The organism is Rhizobium sp. USDA 4016 (assembly GCF_056279705.1).
Map to the genome: position 1 here is coordinate 374200 of NZ_JBWCCY010000003.1, position 19132 is coordinate 393331.

Here is a 19132-nt window from a genome sequence, read left to right on the forward strand (position 1 = left end):
CATCTCCCACAAGCCTTGCCCCTCGGTCGCGGAACAGTATCGTCTTGGTTTTCAGTGATCGCGATGGTACAGCCAACGACGATGGCAAATGATCCCTTCAAGGTGCCGCGTCAAAGTGAATCTGACTGTGTGCAACTATTCGATTCCCACCCACAAGCGATGTGGGTTTACGACGTTGAGACGCTGCAATTCTTGATGGTAAATGACGCTGCCGTTGCTCTCTATGGGTACTCTCGGCAGGATTTCTCGAAAATGACCATCAGGGACATTCGTCCCCCGGAAGATGTGCCTGCCCTGTTGGAAAGTGCCACACAGGGGCCGCGCGGCATCGAGGAGTCAGGCGTTTGGCGCCATCGACTTAAGGATGGCCGGATTATCTTTGCAGAGATCTCGTCCCATGCCTTCGACTATGAAGGGCGAAATGCGAGGTTGATGATGGCCCAGGATGTCACCGGGCGTCTTGCCGCTGAACAGAAGACTCGCGAGAGCGAGGAGCTGTTCCGGGCAGTTTCAAGCGTTACCACAGACGTAATCTGGGACTGGAATGTTGTCACGGGTAATATTTGGTGGAGCGAAGGTCTCAAGACTGTGTTTGGCCATTCGCCCGAAGAAAGTCGCCGGAATCTTGAATTCTGGAAGGTGCATGTCCATCCGGACGATCTAGAGCGCGTATTAGGCTCCACGCAAGCGGCTATCGATTCCAAGGAACAAAACTGGGGGGATCAGTACAAATTCTTTCGGGGAGATGGCTCGATCGCGCACGTCGAAGATAGTGCATACATCATCTACGACCGACAGAGAAATCCGGTTCGATGCGTCGGTGGAATGACTGACGTTTCGGCGCGTAAAGAAGCCGAAGATAAGCTTGGACAACAGGCGGCGCTTCTCGACATGGCTCGAGATGCGATCATCGTTCATGATATCGACCAAAGAATTCTGTTCTGGAATAAGGGTGCAGAGCGAATCTACGGGTGGACGGCGAAAGAAGCAGTGGGCCAATCGCTTGGACAATTGCTGTATTGCGATGAGTTCAACCTCCTCGCTTATGTTGCCGCTGTCGTGGCAACGGGAGACTGGAGTGGGGAGATCGCGCAAAAGCGCAAGGATGGGAGCCGCATCGCCGTAGAGGTCCGCTGTTCGCTGATGCGTGATGGGGATGGTAGTCCGCGATCCATCCTTTCGATCAACTCAGACATCACAAGGCGCCTCGCGGTCGAGGAGCAACTAAGGCAAGCCCAAAAGCTTGAGGCAGTGGGGCAGTTGACGGGGGGCGTAGCGCATGATTTCAACAATCTTCTAACGGTCATCCTGGGCAATGCAGAGGTTCTCGCCGAACGGCTGAGCGAAGATGAAAGCCTTCGTCGCCTCGCGGAAATGACGTCAGCGGCCGCTCAAAGAGGGGCTGACCTTATTCACCGGCTGCTCGCCTTCGCGCGCCGGCAGGCTCTCGAGCCGCAAGCCGTCGATCTCAATTTACTCCTGAAGGATATCGACGGTCTGCTACGCAGCGCACTTTCCGAAAACATAGAAGTCGAATTCATCCAATCAGCCGGCCTCTGGAATGCGCTCGTCGATCCTTCCCAGCTTGAGACCGCAATCCTAAACCTTTGCATTAATGCGCGCGATGCGATGCCCAGCGGCGGGCGCCTGATGATTGAAACTACAAATATCTCAATCGATAAAGACGACGATGTGGATTGGAACGCGGACATTTCTCCCGGTCAATATGTGATTATGGCCATCTCTGACACGGGGATTGGGATGGAACCCCACGTTCTCACGCGCGCCTTTGAGCCGTTCTTTACAACCAAGGAAGTTGGGAAGGGGAGCGGCTTGGGTCTCAGTATGGTCTTTGGTTTTGCCAAACAATCGAACGGGCACGTCAAGATTTATTCGAAACCCGGCCAGGGGACGACGGTCAAGATGTACCTCCCGAAGGCCATTCAAGCCGAGAAAGTGGTAAAGCCCTATGCGAACCACGCCATTCTCCCCAGAGGCTCCGAGAAGATTCTTCTGGTGGAGGACGATGAGTTGGTCCTAAGTTATGTAGGCGCACAACTCGAAAATCTCGGCTACCAAATTATTTCGGCTCGAAACGGTCAAGAGGGCTTGCACGCTTTACGCGAAGTTGCTGATATCGACCTTCTGTTCACTGATGTAATCATGCCTGGCAACCTAAATGGGTGCCAGCTGGCAGAAGAAGCTCGCAAGATTCAACCAAATATACCTATTTTGCTTACTTCCGGATACGCAGAGAACGCTGTAGTTCATCAAGGGACGCTCGACCTTGGCGTCGACTTTCTCACTAAACCTTACCGACCAAGGGACTTGGCGGCAAAGGTGCGCTTGATACTCGATGGCAATAACGGAAGGCAGTTTATATAGCAGGTTTGGACTTTCAGCTAAGCCGCAACTCCGACGCGATGTAACACAACGGCGATTGCCGAGGCTACTCCTTCAGCCCAAGGGGAGCGCGCGATCTGGTGAGACAGCTCAGAGAGCAGTGGGCATATTACGAGTTGCCCCGCGGCAGAATTCTTTTGGGGAAGCGAACATACGCTGCAAATTCATCAAGGGGCAACGCTGGTGCAAAGAAATAACCCTGCGCGATGTCACATCCGATCTCAGCGAGCGTCGCGGCATCCTCCGGTGTCTCAACCCCTTCGGCAACTGCGTGCGCATTAAAGCCGTGGGCCAACTGTATGGTCGCGACACAGATATTTCTCAGAGCGCGGTCGCCTGAACATCCGTTTACAACAGATCGATCCAACTTGAGTTCCGAGAAGGGTGTATGCCGCAGCCGTTCAAAGGTAGCGTAACCGGATCCGAAATCATCGATTGAAATCTTGAGCCCGTGTAGCACAGCGCGTGTCGCAAACGCTCGGCAGACCGAACTATCACTACGATCACTTTCGGTGATCTCCAAAGTCAGGTCAATGGCACTATCGGCGCAGATCCGCTTGAGCTGAAAAATCAGCCCCGGTTGTTTCATGCTGTGAGTGGAAACGTTTATCGAGAAACGCAGCGGCACACCATCCCGCAAATCAAGTGACGCAGCTTTTGCCGCAGCATCTGCGGCCCTAATGGTGAGTTCATGAAGGTCATCGTCGTCGGCTGTCGGCAAGAACTGGCCGGGAAAGACCAGACCTGCGCTGGGGTGCCTGATCCGGGCCAGGCACTCCGCACCCACTATATGACCAGCTTTGAGATCAACCTGTGGCTGAAACCAGAACTCGATCCAATCCTTCTGAAGCGCCTCGCGCAACGTCGCGTCTGAACCTGGTTTATAAACGCGCGCGATGGTCGACGTACCGTTTGTCGCCTCGTTTAGAACCCGTCTTATGTCTTGCAGCTGGAATGGCTTTTTCAGCGTTGCCTTCGCGTCCAACCCTATGCGAAGCGCAATATCCTTCGCGTGACGAAGTACCATTTCGGGATGACCGCTGACTATAATGACGGGCCCCATAAACCGGACGTCTCGGAGCATATGGAACACATCAATTCCGTCGGCATCGCCGAGAGACAAGTCGACAAACACAATGTCGGGGTTCTCCCGCCTTACGGCGTCGAGCATGTCGCTAATCGTTGTAACCGCGCGCGCCTCAACGCCGATGTGCTGCAGTTGGACTTGCAGCAGATGACAGACCTCGGGATCGTCATCAATTAGTACCGCCTTCACCTTGGATTCCTTGGCTGTGGCGCGTTTGACATATCAGCTCCCTCCGTTGGCGGAACTAAACGATATCCGACCCCGCGTACCGTCTGAATATATTCCACACTCTTCGGGTCCAGTTGCTCGACCTTTCTTCTCACTCTTGCGATGTACACCTCTAGCGTCTTGTCGCGCGGATCATATTCTCTGAAGCAAGCATGCTTTGACAGCTGTGACTTACTGCAGGTTCGCCCGGGGTTTCTGCTGAGCTCTGACAGTAGCCGCGCTTCGAGCTCAGTGAGCGGCAGCGTCTTGCCGTGAAACAGTAGGGTTCTTCTCGTCAGATCGCACCGAACGCTTCCGATCGCCAACTCACACGGCAGAACCTCGGGCCGTATGCTCTCCGATTTTGTCACAGCACGGGTGAGGCGTGCCTGGAGTTCACGAACTGAAAACGGCTTCATCACATAGTCATCGGCGCCGGCGTCCAAAGCTGTCGCCCGGCTTTCCGGGCTTCCCGACCCCGAAATCAAGATCAGAGGGATGTCCGAGTGCCTTCTGACTGTACGAAGTATCTCCAGTCCGTTCCCATCCGGCAAATTTACGTCGACGATCGCACCGTCGAAGAAGTCTATCTCCGCGCTGTGTATCGTCCGCAGGCACTGCTTGTAGTTTGAGATCAGTCGAATATTGTCTCCAGGCACGGGCCAGGACTCGATGATCGTTCTTGCGACCAGATCATCGTCTTCGACGAGGAGGATATCCAACGAATCAGCCTCCCGTGACCTCGGCACTTGTAAATTCCTCTTGCTCGGAAACGTTTCCCGGGTAACAAAGGTAGAGGGCCAAGTTCCAGCGGTTCGCTCGACACGGCCAAACTAAAATGCGGAGTCGCATCGTTAGACCTCGATAACCCTCTTCAGATCGTGAATAGTCGCGAGTGGAAACTCGATGCGGGAAAGAGCGTTAACAAATCGAGTCGGCTGTTCTTTTATGAACTCGACCTCAATTTCGCCCGTTGACCGGCGAAATGCGGTCACTCCTATGTAATACTCGTAGTTCCCCAGCACGATATAAAAATGATCAGGAACCGTGGAACAACTGGTTCGTATCCGGGCGCCGTTTTCAGAGACCTCCACAACCAGTGCCTTAGTCATGGTCAGCTTCCTTAGCGCCCTTGCAGGGTACACGAGCCGTACCATAAAGCGGCAGTTCCTCTTTAATCGCGCGCTTGTCCTCAGATCAGCGGCGAGGCGAGATAGGTATGTCGATTGAACGCGGTCTCGAGGAGCAGTGCTAAGCATGAATTTGAGCCCATTTTGGAGGCACGCTGATCTCATACGCCGTCAGCGGTTAGGAAGAGTTGGCCAGTAGTGTCATGCCCGCGGTTAACTCAGGATTTCGCAATTGTTAAATAAGGTAAATGGCGGCATCTCGGTGAAGGGCATGGATTCTCCAGTAGATCATCGGTTCATCGACGAGCGCACGGGCTCCTTTTCGTCTGGCCGCGCGTAGCCGGTCGCCGACGGCAACGGCACGAGCGGCCGCCTGATCAACCACTATTATGTCGTGGCTCGAATCTTCGCAGCACATCTAATCGGTGTTCGGCATGGCTATACTTCGACAACACGGACGATACGCCAACCTTGGACACGCTGCGCGCTGCCGCAACATCTTCCGATCGGCGTCTCGCCAGAGAATCTGGCCGAGGAAATCCCTTTCACCTTCGCCGATGGAAACAAGGGTCATATGACCAGGGAGGAAAGGCTGACCCATGTTGCCTTGCATGGAGGATGTCACCGCGGCGAGGTGGGGCGGATATTCTGGCAACTCTCGGTCCGCCCGCCTTCGCCGTCTATCTTCGCCAGACCGAGCCGGCGCGGCGACGGCAAGGTATCACGCAGTCCGTTCCGGCTTGAGGATCGGTCGACGAGCGTCTTTCAAAGCTCCTCCTTTGCGGGACTGCGGCGCTCCGGGATGGAGCGCCGCGTCCAGTGGCTGGCCGCCTCAGCGCGACCAGATGAGAGCGTATCCGCCCTCGTTCTCGACGAGGCTCGCGTAGATCGGGGCGGGGAAGCTCGGGTCGTCAAGCTTGATCGAGTGATATTCCCGGCCGGTTTCCTTGGCGGTTTTCTTCCAGCCGGCGCCGATCTCGATGGTGCCTGCGAGGGCGCGAAGGTCGGGCGACTTGTCGTTTTCCTTGTCGGCGACAACGAGGCGGGCCTTGATGTTGAGGTTGAGCGTCTTGATAACTCCGGCGAAAGAGCCGTCTTCGTTGCGGGTGAAAGTGCCGATCTGAGCCATTTGTCTTCTCCTTTGCTGTATCAGGTCGCGACCACCGCGGCCTTGATGGCGATCGGATAACACCGGGCGACCGGCCCGCACCCGAAGGGCTGAAATGGAATGGAGGGCGGCGCAGCGCGGAGCTACTTGTCTCGCGAGGAAGCCGCGCGCAGGCGTCAGCCGAGCACGGCGGGGAAGAAGGTCGGCAATGCGCTGTTGCGGGATCGAGGTCGGGCTGCAAGCCGGACGCGGTGTGAGATACGCCAACAAGAAAGGCCGCAGTGGACGCACCTCACGCAGTTTCATGGAGGAGAAGGCCGTGGCTCACGATGCCAAAAATCCGGACGAGGACGCCCTGCCGAGGTCAGGCGCTACCTTGCATCACGTCCAGCCGTCCAGCCGCTTACTCAGACGAGAAGGAAGGCGAACCTGCCACTTTACTCCTACGAGTCAGCTTATCTGCGCATGGCGACGGAGCCGCGTGGTACGAGCTGGGAATGTCAATGCTCAGCGTCGCGCACAATCCATCTGGTGATCGCAGCGGTGTCGGGCGGCGAAGAGTGTCGACCTCCTTCGTCGGCAGGGCTCATTTGCGGGATGCTGCCCTGAAGGAGCTTATCAGCTTGAAACAAGTGATCAGAAAAGGGAAGAAAGCGGCATGCGGTCGCAACGGCCACCAGTCGGACCATTCAAGTTTCGCCGCCCAGCCACTATGAAGCGATGGCGGTGGCACCCGCAGGGGTCCTGCTGTAAGGTATGGATCGAGGATCCCCAGAAAGAGCGGGCATGGAGCGCCGTCTAGCAGCAGTCCTAATTGCGGATGTCGTTGGCTACAGTCGAATGAGCGAGGTCGACGAAGAGGGAACGCGTGTCTGCTTCCACGCCGACCTGCACGAACTCTTCGAGCAATGCATCACGGCCGCCTGGTAAAGACCATGGGCGACGGCGTGCTCGTCGAGTTCCACAGCGTGGTGGATGCCCTTCACTGCGCGGTGGAACTGCAGCAGGAGAAAGCCCGGCGTAACGCGGCCCTGGCGCCTGAACAGAGGATGGTTTTCCGCATTGGCGTCAATCTCGGTGACATCATCGTCGAAGGCGAAGACATTCACGGCGACGGTGTTAATATCGCCGACCGCATGCAGGTGCTGGCGGAACCCGGCGGCATCGCAATATCCGGAACCACCTACGACCACGTGAAATCGAAGCTCGCCGTCGGCTACCGTGCGCTGGGCCAACGGAAGGTCAAGAGCATTGCCGAGCCTATCCGGGTCTATCGTGGCGCTCGATCCGGCGGTAGAGGGTCAGACCGTCAGCGCGAGCAGAAGCCGGCAGTCCTTAGCTGTTCCTGCAGCCGCCATAGGTATCGCCGGCTTTCTATTTGCGGGATTAGCGTGGTGGCAGCCTTGGCGACCGGGAGACGATGCCTCCGTTGCTACCGCCGATGCCCGGCCCTCGCTCGTCGTGCTGCCTTTTGACAACCTGAGCAACGACACGGAACAGGGTTACCTGGCCGACGGCATCACCGAGGATCTGACAACGGAGTTGGCACGCATTCCCGGCCTGTTCGTAATCTCACGCAATGCCGCATTCACCTTTAAAGACAGATCCAGCCTGCCATCAGAGGTTTCGACCCAATTGGGCGTTCGCTACGTCCTAGAAGGTAGCGTGCGTCGCGCCGGGGACGAAATGCGCATCAACGCAAAACTCATCGACTCGATGACCAATGGCAGCATGTGGGCGGAGCGGTTCGACGGGGAATGGAGCGAAGTGTTCGAGCTGCAGGACAGGATGGTTGGGGAGGTCGCAACGGCGCTCAAGCTTCGCCTGGTCACGAGCCAACAGGCTGCGCGGATCGCTGGTGGAACAAGTAACCCCGCCGCGTACGAGGCATATTTGCGGGGCCGCGAACTGGAACTGAGGGAAAAGCCGGAGGATTGGGTGGAGGCCGTAAAGTACTACGAGCGGGCCTTGTCGTTTGATAGCGCCTTTGGCAATGCTGCGGCGGCACTCGCCTGGATTTATCGGGAAGCACATTGGACCGAGGCACGGTCAAAAGTGTTTGGGCTTTCGCAGGATGAAGCCCGCAGCAAGGCAGACGCCTACTTCATGGAGGCCGCCAAGAATCCCTCTCCGGGGTACTACACACTCCTCGCAGGAAAGTTGAAGATGATGCAAAAATCCGATGAGGCGATCGCCGCCGCGGAGCGGGCCATAGCGCTCGACGCCAGCGACCCTTCCAGTTACGAGTCGCTGAGTAGCGCCATGATTTTTAACGGCAGGGCCGAGAATGGTCTCGGCTACCTTGATGCCGCAGCACGTGTGGATCCCGCTTGGTCGCGCGAGCGTTACTACCTCGCCGGGCTCGCCTACTTCTCGATGGACCGCTTCGAGGAAGCTGTCGTCGCCTTCGAAAAGATCGCTCCGGAATCGAAGGAAACCTCCTATTGGGACTTTTGGGCCAATTACAACGGGCTCGTGTTGCTCATATCCGCCTACGGGCAACTGGATCGACACGGCGACGCTGTCATAGCCCGTGAGTTGTTGAAGCCCTATCTCGCCCAAGCGCAGGTACCTGAATACACAGGGCTGATGGCTGCGGTCGAATTCCCGTTCAAGAATTACGTCGACCTCGAAAAGATGCTCGTGGGCCTGCGCAAGGCAGGTGTGCCGGAACTGCCCGACGGCTTCAGTCCCAAGCCGGAAGATCGCCTCGACGGCGACGAGATAAGGGCTCTGCTCTTCGGTCACGAAATCCAGGGGCGCAATATCGGGACAGGCGAGGCATACCGGCGGGTGACAGCACCAGACGGCACGACACTTATCACCGTCGGCGCATGGTCCGACCAGGGGCGCAGCACAATCGGAGGCGACATGCTCTGTTCCGTCTATCCGACGCGGGGGCGTTTCTGCGGCGCCATTTCCCGCAATCCCGACGGCACCTTCGCGCAAAAAAACGAGTATCTATTCAGTCTCCAATTGGACAGGCACGAATTTTCGGTGGTGAAGTAAGATCAGTCTGTGACTGATGTAGACTTCGGTGGCAGGTGCTACCTAACTGCGGAAGAAAGTATGAGGAGTTGCCGGGGCGCCCAGTCGGCTTCTCTCTCCCCGCTATGTTCGAATTCGACTTTATTGATTCGGCGCGGCTATCCGAGAGGTCTGAGCCGTGTTTTCCGACTTGGCGCCTGCGCGAAGGTGGGACTGAGTCTGGCGTTTGCGACAAGGTTGCTTGTCCAGGATGCGATGAGCGAAAGAGAACGAAGAGCGCCTCGGCGGTCTTGCGCAAGATGGCGATACTGGGGTCGGCGTCGCTGGTTGATATGGCCGAGATCCTCGTCGCTGAGTGTGTGTGCCTAGGCAGATCCGCCTGCGGCAGGCGCCACAGCGCGTCCTTCTGCCGATTGACCGATGAAGACCCGCAAATAACGGCGATGATCAAGCAAAAAACTAGGCGGCCGGCCGATCTTGCCGGCCAACCGGCTGGAGATCGTGCAGGTAGGCCGCCGCACGCTGGGCATGCGCCGCAGCCTGGAAGATGGCGCGCTTGTCGCCGGCGAGGACCGATAACCAGGACTGAAGGTAAGAGGCGTGATCCGGCCGAGGCTCCAGCTCGGGCGCGATCCCCAGATCGTCGCAGAGGAAGCAGCTTCCAAGCTCGGCGATATATCCTGACAGTCAAGCCTGATCAATCGTGGCTGTTGCCATGGCGGAGCGTCAGGCCTCAGCCGCTTTATGTTCCTCGCGGGCCGCTTTCCAGACTTCTCGGGCCGCATCGGCATTCATCGCGGCAACAGCGAGCCCGACAATCAGGTCAGGCCAAGCAGACAAAGTATAAGCCGTCAGGAGACCAGCCCCAATGATCGCGATATTTGCCAGCGCGTCGTTGCGTGCAGAGAGGAATGCGGCCTTCGTGAGACTACCGCTGTGCCGGCGGAAACGCGTCAGCATGATCGCGCAAGTAAGGTTGACCGCAAGCGCGCCGATGCCGGTCAATGACAGCGCGAGCGCCTCGGGTGGGCTCGGCGCTATGAATTTTTCCCACGCGGTCCAGAGCGTTGCCAGACCCGGGATTAGCAGAATGCCGGCTAGCGACATTCCGACCTTGGCGCGGCGACGGGCGGACCATCCGAGTGCCACAAGGATCAGGAAGTTGACGGAGGAATCCTCAAGGAAGTCTACACTATCGGCAAATAGCGAGACAGAGCCGATGGCGCGAGCCACGGCGAACTCAATGCCGAAGTACGCGAGATTGAGAAGGACGACCAGACGGACCACCTGCCGTAAGTCTTGAGCATGTGAGGACTTGTCCATCTAGTCGGCTCCAATTAGCGGTTCTCGTCGTGTGCGTCGAAGACCTGCTGGCCATAGGTGTCGAGCAATGCCTCGCAGGCATGCAGCCGTTCTTCAGCCTCGGCTCCAAGAGCCGCGCCATAGAAGTCGAGTTTACGGATCTTCTCGAACCAGCCCTGGAGTTTCTTCAGATCGACGTCATTCTCCTCAAGCTCGGCGTAGGTGAAGTGGTCCGCTGCCCGTTCCTTGGCGATCTCCGCCTCGAAATCCCCGCACTTGTCGATGAACTCGCGATAGGCCTCGTCCCGGTCAGCCTTGAATCGGGCGATGACTTTCTCTTCTTGGAGCCGATCGAGCGCGACCGTTTCCAAGATCACGGATTCTCCAGCCATCTCGGAGACACCATTCTCGATCATCTTCAGCCCGCGGACGTGGTCGTCGGTCTTGGGGAGCAGGCAGACCCCGTTCTGCAGATACACTGCACCCATTCCCTTCAACCGCCGCCATAATGCGACCCGCTTTGCAGCGGGTTCGGGCGGGACTTTGTAGGTCAGCAGCAGCCAGGATGAAGTAGCCATAGCTGCATTGTGATGTTACGGCCGTTACAAAGCAAGTGTACGGCAGCTTGAAATATCCTTGCGATGAAGATGGTACTGCTCACGCTGCCATCTCCTTCGCCTGGGGCTGCTGCGCATGCATCCAATCAGCCGCTTGCTGCGCCTTGCTCGCGGCGGTGAAGATGGCCTTGGGGTCGTCCTTCAGGACCTTGAGCCACGATGCGACATAGGCGGCATGATCAGGGCGTGGGTGGTGAGCGATGCCCAGATCAGCCAGGACAAGTCCGCTGAGAATTTCCACGCAGCATTCCTCGGCGGCGTAAGCGGCCGATCCGAAACGGCCGGACAGATCGCGGTCAAGCCTGTGCTTGGCGCCGCTGGCGTGGCCGTTCTCGTGCAGCCAGACACCGTAGAATGACGCGGCGTCGCGGAACGCGGTGAACGGCGGCATGAACACTGTATCGGCCGAGGGGCTATAGCAGGCTTCCGACCTGCCGAATTCCGTCTTGATGCCGAGGTTGACGACGAATGCTTCGGCATGGGCGAGACGCTCGCTTTCGGGCAGCACCGGAACAGGCGGGCGCTCGTAGCCGTCCACCTGCGCGACGTTGAAGACGGAGAACGCTCGGGCGAACATGCGCCGACGCCCTTCGTCGTCAGCGTCGTCACCATCCTCCTGCCGGGAGGTCGCAATCTCTCGCCACAGGACGACAGTGGTGGAGCGTTCGCCTTCACGCACCTGCGCGCCGGCCTCGTGCCATTGCTTGTAGGTGCCCCAGAGGCCGTCGCCATAGCCGGCCGCGAAACCGGCGGCCCAGAGCGCTAGGGTGTTGATGCCGCGATAGCGCATGCCGGACGCGATGTTCGTCGGACGGGCGATGCTTGCGCCATTGTGGAACCAGGGCGCGCGCCATTCACCCGTGCCCTGTTCGATTGCCGCGATGATCTCGGCAGTCACTCGGGAATAAACATCCGCGCGCTCGGCTGAAGTGGAAATGAGGGACATGGGAGAATCTCCGCGGCCGGCGGAGCGAGCCTCTCTCATCCCTTCAATCGACCGCCCGACTCCGGCCTTCCTCTTCCTCTCCCGCCGCCCATCTAGGCGGTTGCTTTTGGTTCCTTCTTGTCTCGTCATAATCGCTGCTCCTAATCCGCCGGGCCTGTCCCGGCGTCGGAGCAGCGGATTGCGATGCCTTAGGCGCGGCCGCGCACTCGCAGAGCCGCAGCGCAAGCGGAGGACGGCGACAAGCCGTTGCGCGGACGCGGCCGGGCGTCGCGCGCTCCGACCACGCCGGGATGGAGCCCAGCGCGGCAGGCCAGGCCTGCGCTCTCGTTCTTTGTGCGGGTTGGGATCAGCTACAGAGTTGCGCGGCTAGTGCCGCCACACCTTCACCGCAGAGATCAGAAGGATGATTGCCAAGGCCGGAAGCAATATCGCATTTGGGACGATGCCGAGCAGTAGACCGCCGATAAATGTGCCAATGATCGATCCTGCCGCCATCACCAGCATGAACGTCTTGTTCCGGCCGATCACCGAGAAGCTCTGATCCCGGCTGTATCGGGTGAAGCCCACCAGCATAGTCGGCAGACTGACGGCGAGTGAGAGACTACCGGCGAGCTTGACGTCCGCCCCAAACAGAAGGACAAGCGTTGGGATCAGTAGTTCACCTCCGGCGACGCCGAGCAATGCCGCGACGATGCCGATGATGAAGCCTGCAATCACCCCTGCGACAAGTTGGGCCGCTCCCGTCAACAATGGCTGGCCCGCTGTCGCGGCGTGCCCGAGGACCAGGACGATCGCGATGGCCACGAGCATGATCGCAATGACCTTGTAAAGGGTCTCTGATCGAAGCCTCGTCGCCCAGCCCGCCCCGAACCAGGCGCCGATCAGGCTGCCCGCGAGAAGGTTGACCACGATCGGCCAATTGTCGGCGATAGCACTGAACGGCACGGTTCCAGCGCGAAAGGGCAGCGCGGTGGCGACGACGACGAGGCTCATGGCCTTGTTGAGAATGACCGCCTCAAGGGCCGCGAAATTGAAGAATCCAATCAGGATCGGAAGTCGAAACTCGGCGCCACCGAGGCCGATGAGACCGCCGAGAGCGCCAATAATTGCCCCTCCACCGAAAGCAGCAGCAGAATGACGGGATAAGGATGTATTGGCGGAGTCAGACATGGGCGTTATGTATGCACAGATATTGCGATGGTGGATAGTGGATATGGGGTGTAAGCGCCGCGAATGTCTATGCGTCCGCTGTCGATGCACCGCCGATGTTGTCCAGGATCGTCAATGCTCTCTTGAGTTCCTGGTGCAGAACTGCACGCTGAAGCTGCGACAGCCGCTTCTCCTTCAACAGATTCTTGGCCTCGTCTGCAGCACGAGCCCATGCTGCCCGATGCCTCGCGGTGATGCAGGCATTGGGACAACGGGCCGGCTGGCAAAGTGCGGTCAACGGGCCTTCGGCTCCAGTCGCCTTCTTCAGACAGGCCGCCGTGCCGGGATCGAAGAAGCAATCTGCCACTCCGATATGCAATGTTCGCGCGAGACTTGCGAGCATCGTGCGGAGCCGGGCACGGTCAGCGATCATGGCCGGAAGGGGGGCCGAGGTCCTCCGATACGCTGTCCAGCGTCTTTGCGACACGCGCTGCGGCGGGACCAGACAGTGTGGCTCCGGCCTGGCGCTCATCGAAATAGGTCAGCAGGTCGTCGAGCTGGCCAAGGCTAAGGCGGGACCGAAGCCCCGCCGAAGGTATGGCTCAGTCGAAAGCCGACATCTGCGTCTCGGCTGCCTTGCGGTCGAGCGAGTGGCCCGGGTTGTCGACCGGCCGGTCGAAGGGCTTCCAGACCTCGCCGATGATTTGCTTATAGGCTGCGATGGTGCCTTCGGCTGCCATTCGAAGAGCGTGCGCCTGTACCCCCATGTCGGCTGCGAACTCGCGCTTGCGCTGGGCGGCGCTGTCGTAGCCGACCGGACCGTCAAGGTCCTCATCGCGCGTGTCATTGGCGGCCTTAGCGGTGGCATCCCGTGCCTCGGTGACGGCGCGGGAGTAGAACTGGCCGGCTCCATGCGCGGAGCCGACGAAGGCGCCGACGATGCGTTGGAGATGGATCTGCATCGCCCGTTCTCCGAGCCCCTCGGAGAGACTATCGGCGGTCTCGATGATCAGGCGCTCATGCAGCTCGCGGATGCCATCGCTGTCGATGACCGTGATGCCGAAACTCTCGGCGAGTTTCAGCGCCTGGGCGGTGTCCGGGCAAGTGAGCCGGACCATTTCTAGGGTGGCCCCCTTTCGAAGTTGCATGAGGCGGGCGGATTTGCGGGATTGGGTTGCGGCCTTGGCCATGGGCTCTTCCTTTCATGGTTTTGCTCCCGAAGTGGTTCCGGCCCTTGCCGGCTGCCCTTCGGTGCGGTCAAAAAGAACCGGTGGAAGACGGGCGTTTCAGGGTCCGCGCCCCGGCAAGACGAGCAGAGCCGGGATGCGCGCAAGCAGGTCAGACTGACCTCGCGAGGCGCGCGGACCTGCTTTGCCGAGGACGGCGCGGTCCGGCCGCACCGCGGCGCGAAGCGGCCTTGAAACGAACGGCCGCCGGTTCAGCCGCATCACAACCGAAGGGCAGACCGGCAAGGGTCTGTTCCGAAGGAAGCCATTGAACAGGGCGCCCTGCAGCAGAGCCGCGGTCCTCTCAGCTCGCCGCAAGCGAGCAATTGCTTGAGGGACCCTCACTGGTCCGACCCGGTTCACGCACAACCGTCATGAAGGAGATAGGGGCATTGACGATCGAGGGGCTGGCTCTGGACACGGGAGCGCCGTCCGCCGGATCAGGCTTCTGGCGCGTCAGTCCGATGCCTCGAATCTAATTGTTCGCTGGGCACCGTTTAGGCAAGCGATATGACTGGAGCCAGGATGGGCTATGGGAATTGCGCAGGCAACGCAACATGCCACCATCATCATATGGCAGGCCGCCCCATCCAGACGCGGTAAGAATGCTTTTCCACCGCCGGCCGTGGTTTGCCGCATATGCCTGGAGCGCTGTTCCTCCTCCGCAGTCAATGGCGGCAGTGTTTCGCGTTTGGCCCGCGTCGCGGTCGGCTTGGTTGCTTACATCGGCTTTGCCTCCTTTTCGGCAATCAGCCTATTGAGCTCCGCCATAACGGCCTTCAGGCATTCGGCGCCCTCGAGATGATGGAACTGGATCCAGAATGCTGTCCGTTCTTGGGGCGAGGAGCCGGCACCCGCCCTTCGCTCCAGTCGCCTATCGTGCCCATGAGCATTCCCCCACTCTTGAGGCGCCATCGCCACTTTTTGCCAAATCCAAGGGCAGCCGGTGGCGTGCCCAAAGAGCCGCGATGGCGTTCCAGGAATGCGCCTGGTTCGGGCGCGTTGCGGCGGCGATATCCCGGCTGACGTCGGCCGAGCAGGGAATGATCGCAGTCATTCGACGCGTAAATCGGCCGGTCGATCAGATCGAGCTGATGTTGCGCCTGCCGCCGCGCCGCTCCCATGCGGGACAGCTGCGCTTGTCTTGCGGAACCGGACATTATGCGGCCCTCTGACGCCAACTAGCGATGCTGGAGGGGCCGTCATAGGCAGCATGCCTCGTCTCTTCGATGACAAAGCCAAACCGGCCGACCTCATAGTCATTGCTCGGCACCAGAAAGCGGCGCTGTACCGCCCGTTCATCGCGGTTGCCCCCGAGCGAGGCGATCACCTCGGTCATGCGGGATGATGATCCGAACGAAGCGCGGCGATAACGATCCAATGCCCGGCATGCGCCATCGCAAACTCTTGCCGATCCCTTTCGTAGGATTCGCCGGGCGCCAGAGAGCGACCGAAGATCGCTTCCCAAGCATCCGGCCAGGTGTCGCGGACTGTTTTGTCGGCGCACTTCCGCTCATAGCTTGTGAACAGATCCGGGAAGGTCAGCGCGACGATTGCCCATGCGGCATCTTCTTCGTACCAGCCCCCATCCGCCTGCAGCGTCGGGTGGACCTTGGCGTTGCGCGCGGCCGAGAGCTTGAAGCCGCCATGACCGGCCGTCGTGTGGGATACGATCCCGTCCGCATAGACGGTCGCGCCCTGAGAAGGCCCCAAGGCGTGCTGCAGCTCAGCCGGGCGGTCTGTCGCCCAAGCGAGCCGAGTTCTCGGCAATGTTCAGCTTGCTCGATCATGCGGGCTCGAAACGCCGGTTCGTTCTCGACAGAGCCATGATGCGAATAGAAATCATCGCGCTTGAGGTCGGCGAGGGGCCGCCGCACACGCCAGGCGCTTGCGAGGAAATGGCCGTCACGCCCCGGCACCATGGCGAAGACGAGATCACCGACACGCGCGACAGGCATACCATCAGCGCTCCGGTCGAATTCCACCCCTGAAAGCTCAGGGGTGGAGACCTCGGAGGAGTTCGGGCGGAGCGTAGTCATGCCGCAGCCCTCCCTTCGACGTGATCAGCGGCAACCTCGTCGGCGGTCACCTCTTCGAGCACAGCACCGGGATAGCCGTGCCCGGTCAGCCATTCCTCGGCCGCCTGCCGATGGGCCGCGAGGTGGACGAGCTCGGCGTTCGCGCCGGTGCGATCGAAGACCCGGACGGATCCGACTGTCAGGCGTTCGATCACCTTGAACGTCAGGTCGCTCTCGAGCGAAAACGTCCGGTGGACGCGTATGGCGATCACACCGTTGGCGCCGAAATCGGTCTCATGGAGCGTGAAGCAAGGCGACAGGGTGGTATTGCCGATGCCGCGCTTGCCTTCTTTGCGGATCAGCCGGCCTTGGCTGTTTCGAGTTTGCCAGGCAGACAGTTTTTTATTATGGCGCTCCGGCGGGCGTGGCGTGCCATCCGACCAGGCGACGACGGAACCGATCGGGATGAGATCATAGATCAGGGGATGCGGACATTTTTTCTCTCCTTGATGTTGGCAACTGCTGGAAACAAAACCACCGCCGGTGATGGCCGGCGGCGGAGATCGATCGGAAGAAGAGGGATGGGCTGCTACTCGGCCGCGATCCCGTATGCGGTGTCGTCGTCATCGCCCGAATCGGCGTCGCCCGGCTTCTCGGGCAGACGGGGCTCGGCTCCCGTTTCGTCGTCAGCCGGTTTTTCCGACTCAAGGTGGAACTCGCCGTCGTCGGCGCTCGACGGAGCGGGCACGCCGTCGACCTCATCCTCAATGCCGTGCACCGGCTCTTCGGCGGGTGCGTCGTCGTCCTCGCCGCTACGCACCATGTTCTGGGCGAGCCAGTCGGCCAGTTTCACATCGTCGGGAGCAAAAAGGGCCGCTGGATGGACGAACCGTGCTTCCTTGAAATGTTCGACAAGTGCCGCCCGCGTGTCCTTCACCCGGGAGCGGGGCAGAACATTCAGCGCCGTGCCCGACGCTTCCAGCGATGCCCGCGACAGGCAAGACAGGAACTCTTCCGTGCCCATGCTTCGGAGGTAGCTGTCGGCGCCGATTGTATTGCCAGCGATGCGGGAAACGATTCCGCTATCGGTCCGGTTCGTCCGAACTGAAAGTGCGTCGATCAGGGTCAACCTCGCCACAACGCGAAGTGTATCCATGTCGAATTCAAGCTTTCCAGATTCGCCGATCAGCCGCACCGCGTGACGCGCGAAGCGCCGGGAGCCGTAGACGTGCTGCGACGTTTCCGAGCCCGAGTCGACCGAGACGTTCTGTCCGGCGAAGGCGAGAACCAGCATGGCCATGAGCGTGCCGTCTTCAATCGGCGCCCGGGCGAACGCTTCGTGCAGGGCGTCGGTACGGAAGTCGCCGATCATGTCGATGCCGTTGCGAGTCACGTCGGGGCGCGTCTTCGGTGCGACGCCAATGTTCTCATCCCGGTCGTCGCCGCCGGACGTGGTCGCGTCACCCTTCGTCTTCTTTGCTTCCGGCATACGGTAGTGTGCGGTCTGCACCTTGCCGTCGCGGTCGAGATACATGGCGGTGCAATCGCCCTTTCCTGGCTTGCCGTAGACTTGGCTTGCCTTCGCCGGCAGTTGCGGCTCGCCCCAATTGTTGACCTCGACGATGGTGCCCTTCTTCGGAAGATTGCTGCTCATCCATTCCTGCTGGGCGCCGAGGAACGCCTCGACATTGGTGGTGAAGCGGTTGTCGTCGTCGGCTGGTGCGAACAGGTCTTCCGCCCATTCGATACCGTAGGCCCGCCGAAGGTCGTCGCCGAAGCTTGCGTCCCTGGCATACATGCGGGCCTTGGCGAGACCGTTGGCGATCGCCCCAGGACGCGGCCTCGCCCTTTTTCAGCTTGTGCGCCTTCCAGACTTCCTTCTGTTCGTCGAGCGGGGCCGCCGCGATGGTGCGCAGCTGCTGCTCGTTCGGCAGGTCGCCCTTGGCCATATGGTCGAGCATCGCCGGCAACACCTTGGCGAGAAGGCGACGCTTGCGGATCTGCCGGACGGGGAGGGCGAGAGCGATCGCAATCGCCTCCTCCGTCCAGCCGAGCGCGCCGAGGCGTTCGATTCCCCTCCATTGATCGACAGGGTTCAGGCTTTTGGTTATGCGTCAAGTGTCCTCTGCTCGACTGCATTTATAATCCGAGCGTTTTGGCTGCACGGGCATTTCAGGCTGTACCTTTGGTCTCCGTGCTTTCGCCGGACTTGGGATGTTCATCTTACTTCGGCAAGTCCAGCTTCACCGTGCGGTTTCGAGGTGAACCCGGTTGCTTTCCGTAAGAAGTTCCCGCGCCTGCACAATTCATCTTAAGTCATCCGGAATCGTGCCCAATGTTGCTATTCTTTGCAGTTTTTATACATAATTGGATGAACAATGCCATTCATCAGCCCCGACATTGCCTCTAAAAGTGAGTGTCGGGCTTGCGCTGCTGGTAGCATGAATCGGGATTTTGACCGCTAGTAGGAGAGAATATGCCTTCCATATCTACTCGCCGCGCCCACGCAACGGACGTCGAGACGGTCGCCAGTTTCATTCACGCACTGCTCGATGAACTCTCTGGCGGGAAAGCGCCCACCCCCGACGTCGTCAGACAAAGCGCGGAGACAGTGCTTGCCGATGCTGGCGTGTTCGCTGTGATCGCAATTGCAGATGACGAGCCGGTCGGCATCATGGTGCTGAACGAATGCACGGCGATCTATGCAGGAGGCAAGTTCGGACAGATTTCGGAGCTTTATGTTCGACCGGACATGCGCTCCAAAGGGATTGCCCCTCATCTGCTCGAGGTGGCCTCGCGGGAAAGCCGTGCTCGCGGATGGAAGCGACTTGAGGTTGGAGCGCCCGGGCAACCAAAATGGAAGCGCACTCTCGATTTCTATCTGCGGAACGGCTTTGAGGAGGTCGGCCCTCGGCTTCGTCGAATATTCTAGGCTCAGGGTGTCTGAGGCG

At 59.6% G+C, this 19132-nt stretch carries 16 protein-coding genes and 4 pseudogenes; 6 read left to right on the forward strand and 14 right to left on the reverse strand.

Features of this window, described 5'->3' with window-relative positions:
* Positions 1–63: 63 nt before the first annotated feature.
* Positions 64–2385, forward strand: coding sequence for a PAS domain S-box protein (locus ACZ9DP_RS14935; protein WP_476202696.1), 2322 nt, complete (start codon positions 64–66; stop codon positions 2383–2385).
* A gap of 127 nt (positions 2386–2512) precedes the next feature.
* Here ACZ9DP_RS14935 and ACZ9DP_RS14940 read toward each other — a convergent pair whose 3' ends face one another.
* From ACZ9DP_RS14940 to ACZ9DP_RS14955, 4 genes are all read right to left on the reverse strand, one after another.
* On the reverse strand, positions 2513–3679 hold the full coding sequence (locus tag ACZ9DP_RS14940) for an EAL domain-containing protein (protein ID WP_476202697.1): 1167 nt from the start codon (positions 3677–3679) through the stop codon (positions 2513–2515).
* Complete coding sequence (locus tag ACZ9DP_RS14945) at positions 3676–4419, reverse strand: response regulator transcription factor (RefSeq protein WP_476202698.1); 744 nt, start codon at positions 4417–4419, stop codon at positions 3676–3678. The genes ACZ9DP_RS14940 and ACZ9DP_RS14945 overlap by 4 nt, the downstream gene beginning before the upstream one ends.
* Positions 4420–4551: 132 nt before the next feature.
* A complete protein-coding gene (locus tag ACZ9DP_RS14950) occupies positions 4552–4809 on the reverse strand; it encodes a hypothetical protein (RefSeq protein ID WP_476202699.1) in 258 nt (85 codons plus the stop codon).
* An 850-nt stretch (positions 4810–5659) separates the two neighbouring features.
* Entirely contained in the window at positions 5660–5956 is a 297-nt protein-coding gene (locus ACZ9DP_RS14955) for a DUF736 domain-containing protein (protein WP_476202700.1), read from the reverse strand.
* 765 nt (positions 5957–6721) lie between these two features.
* Here ACZ9DP_RS14955 and ACZ9DP_RS14960 point away from each other — a divergent pair.
* The 3 genes and pseudogenes from ACZ9DP_RS14960 to ACZ9DP_RS14970 all read left to right on the forward strand — a co-directional run bounded on the left by ACZ9DP_RS14960 (position 6722) and on the right by ACZ9DP_RS14970 (position 8944).
* A complete protein-coding gene (locus ACZ9DP_RS14960) occupies positions 6722–6865 on the forward strand; it encodes a hypothetical protein (RefSeq protein ID WP_476202701.1) in 144 nt (47 codons plus the stop codon).
* A 5-nt stretch (positions 6866–6870) separates the two neighbouring features.
* A pseudogene (locus tag ACZ9DP_RS14965) lies at positions 6871–7122 on the forward strand (adenylate/guanylate cyclase domain-containing protein); the annotation flags it as partial.
* Positions 7123–7210: 88 nt separating this feature from the next.
* A complete protein-coding gene (locus tag ACZ9DP_RS14970) occupies positions 7211–8944 on the forward strand; it encodes an adenylate/guanylate cyclase domain-containing protein (RefSeq protein WP_476202790.1) in 1734 nt (577 codons plus the stop codon).
* A gap of 438 nt (positions 8945–9382) precedes the next feature.
* Here ACZ9DP_RS14970 and ACZ9DP_RS14975 read toward each other — a convergent pair.
* The 7 genes and pseudogenes from ACZ9DP_RS14975 to ACZ9DP_RS15005 form a co-directional block, all read right to left on the reverse strand.
* A pseudogene (locus ACZ9DP_RS14975) lies at positions 9383–9598 on the reverse strand (zincin-like metallopeptidase domain-containing protein); the annotation flags it as partial.
* A gap of 51 nt (positions 9599–9649) precedes the next feature.
* Positions 9650–10246, reverse strand: a complete 597-nt coding sequence (locus tag ACZ9DP_RS14980; protein ID WP_476202703.1) for a cation efflux transmembrane domain-containing protein — start codon at positions 10244–10246, stop codon at positions 9650–9652.
* 14 nt (positions 10247–10260) lie between these two features.
* On the reverse strand, positions 10261–10803 hold the full coding sequence (locus ACZ9DP_RS14985; RefSeq protein ID WP_476202705.1) for a Chromate resistance protein ChrB: 543 nt from the start codon (positions 10801–10803) through the stop codon (positions 10261–10263).
* 79 nt (positions 10804–10882) lie between these two features.
* Positions 10883–11788, reverse strand: coding sequence for an ArdC family protein (locus tag ACZ9DP_RS14990; protein ID WP_476202707.1), 906 nt, complete (start codon positions 11786–11788; stop codon positions 10883–10885).
* A gap of 366 nt (positions 11789–12154) precedes the next feature.
* Positions 12155–12958, reverse strand: a complete 804-nt coding sequence (locus ACZ9DP_RS14995; RefSeq protein WP_476202708.1) for a sulfite exporter TauE/SafE family protein — start codon at positions 12956–12958, stop codon at positions 12155–12157.
* A 67-nt stretch (positions 12959–13025) separates the two neighbouring features.
* Positions 13026–13340, reverse strand: a complete 315-nt coding sequence (locus ACZ9DP_RS15000; protein WP_476202709.1) for a hypothetical protein — start codon at positions 13338–13340, stop codon at positions 13026–13028.
* A 199-nt stretch (positions 13341–13539) separates the two neighbouring features.
* Complete coding sequence (locus tag ACZ9DP_RS15005) at positions 13540–14127, reverse strand: hypothetical protein (RefSeq protein ID WP_476202711.1); 588 nt, start codon at positions 14125–14127, stop codon at positions 13540–13542.
* Positions 14128–14984: 857 nt separating this feature from the next.
* Between ACZ9DP_RS15005 and ACZ9DP_RS15010 the strand changes: the two genes are divergently transcribed.
* The gene (locus ACZ9DP_RS15010) at positions 14985–15338 is read left to right on the forward strand and encodes a hypothetical protein (RefSeq protein ID WP_476202712.1); all 354 of its coding nucleotides are present in this window, start codon (positions 14985–14987) and stop codon (positions 15336–15338) included.
* Here ACZ9DP_RS15010 and ACZ9DP_RS15015 read toward each other — a convergent pair.
* From ACZ9DP_RS15015 to ACZ9DP_RS15025, 3 genes and pseudogenes are all read right to left on the reverse strand, one after another.
* Positions 15323–16202 (reverse strand): annotated as a pseudogene (locus ACZ9DP_RS15015) (DUF7007 domain-containing protein). The gene ACZ9DP_RS15010 and the pseudogene ACZ9DP_RS15015 sit on opposite strands and share 16 nt — an antisense overlap.
* Entirely contained in the window at positions 16199–16663 is a 465-nt protein-coding gene (locus tag ACZ9DP_RS15020) for a hypothetical protein (protein WP_476202780.1), read from the reverse strand. Before ACZ9DP_RS15020 ends, ACZ9DP_RS15015 begins: the two are co-directional and overlap by 4 nt.
* Before the next feature lie 107 nt (positions 16664–16770).
* A pseudogene (locus ACZ9DP_RS15025) lies at positions 16771–18280 on the reverse strand (plasmid partitioning protein); the annotation flags it as partial.
* A gap of 377 nt (positions 18281–18657) precedes the next feature.
* Here ACZ9DP_RS15025 and ACZ9DP_RS15030 point away from each other — a divergent pair.
* Complete coding sequence (locus tag ACZ9DP_RS15030) at positions 18658–19113, forward strand: GNAT family N-acetyltransferase (RefSeq protein ID WP_476202713.1); 456 nt, start codon at positions 18658–18660, stop codon at positions 19111–19113.
* Positions 19114–19132 lie beyond the last annotated feature (19 nt).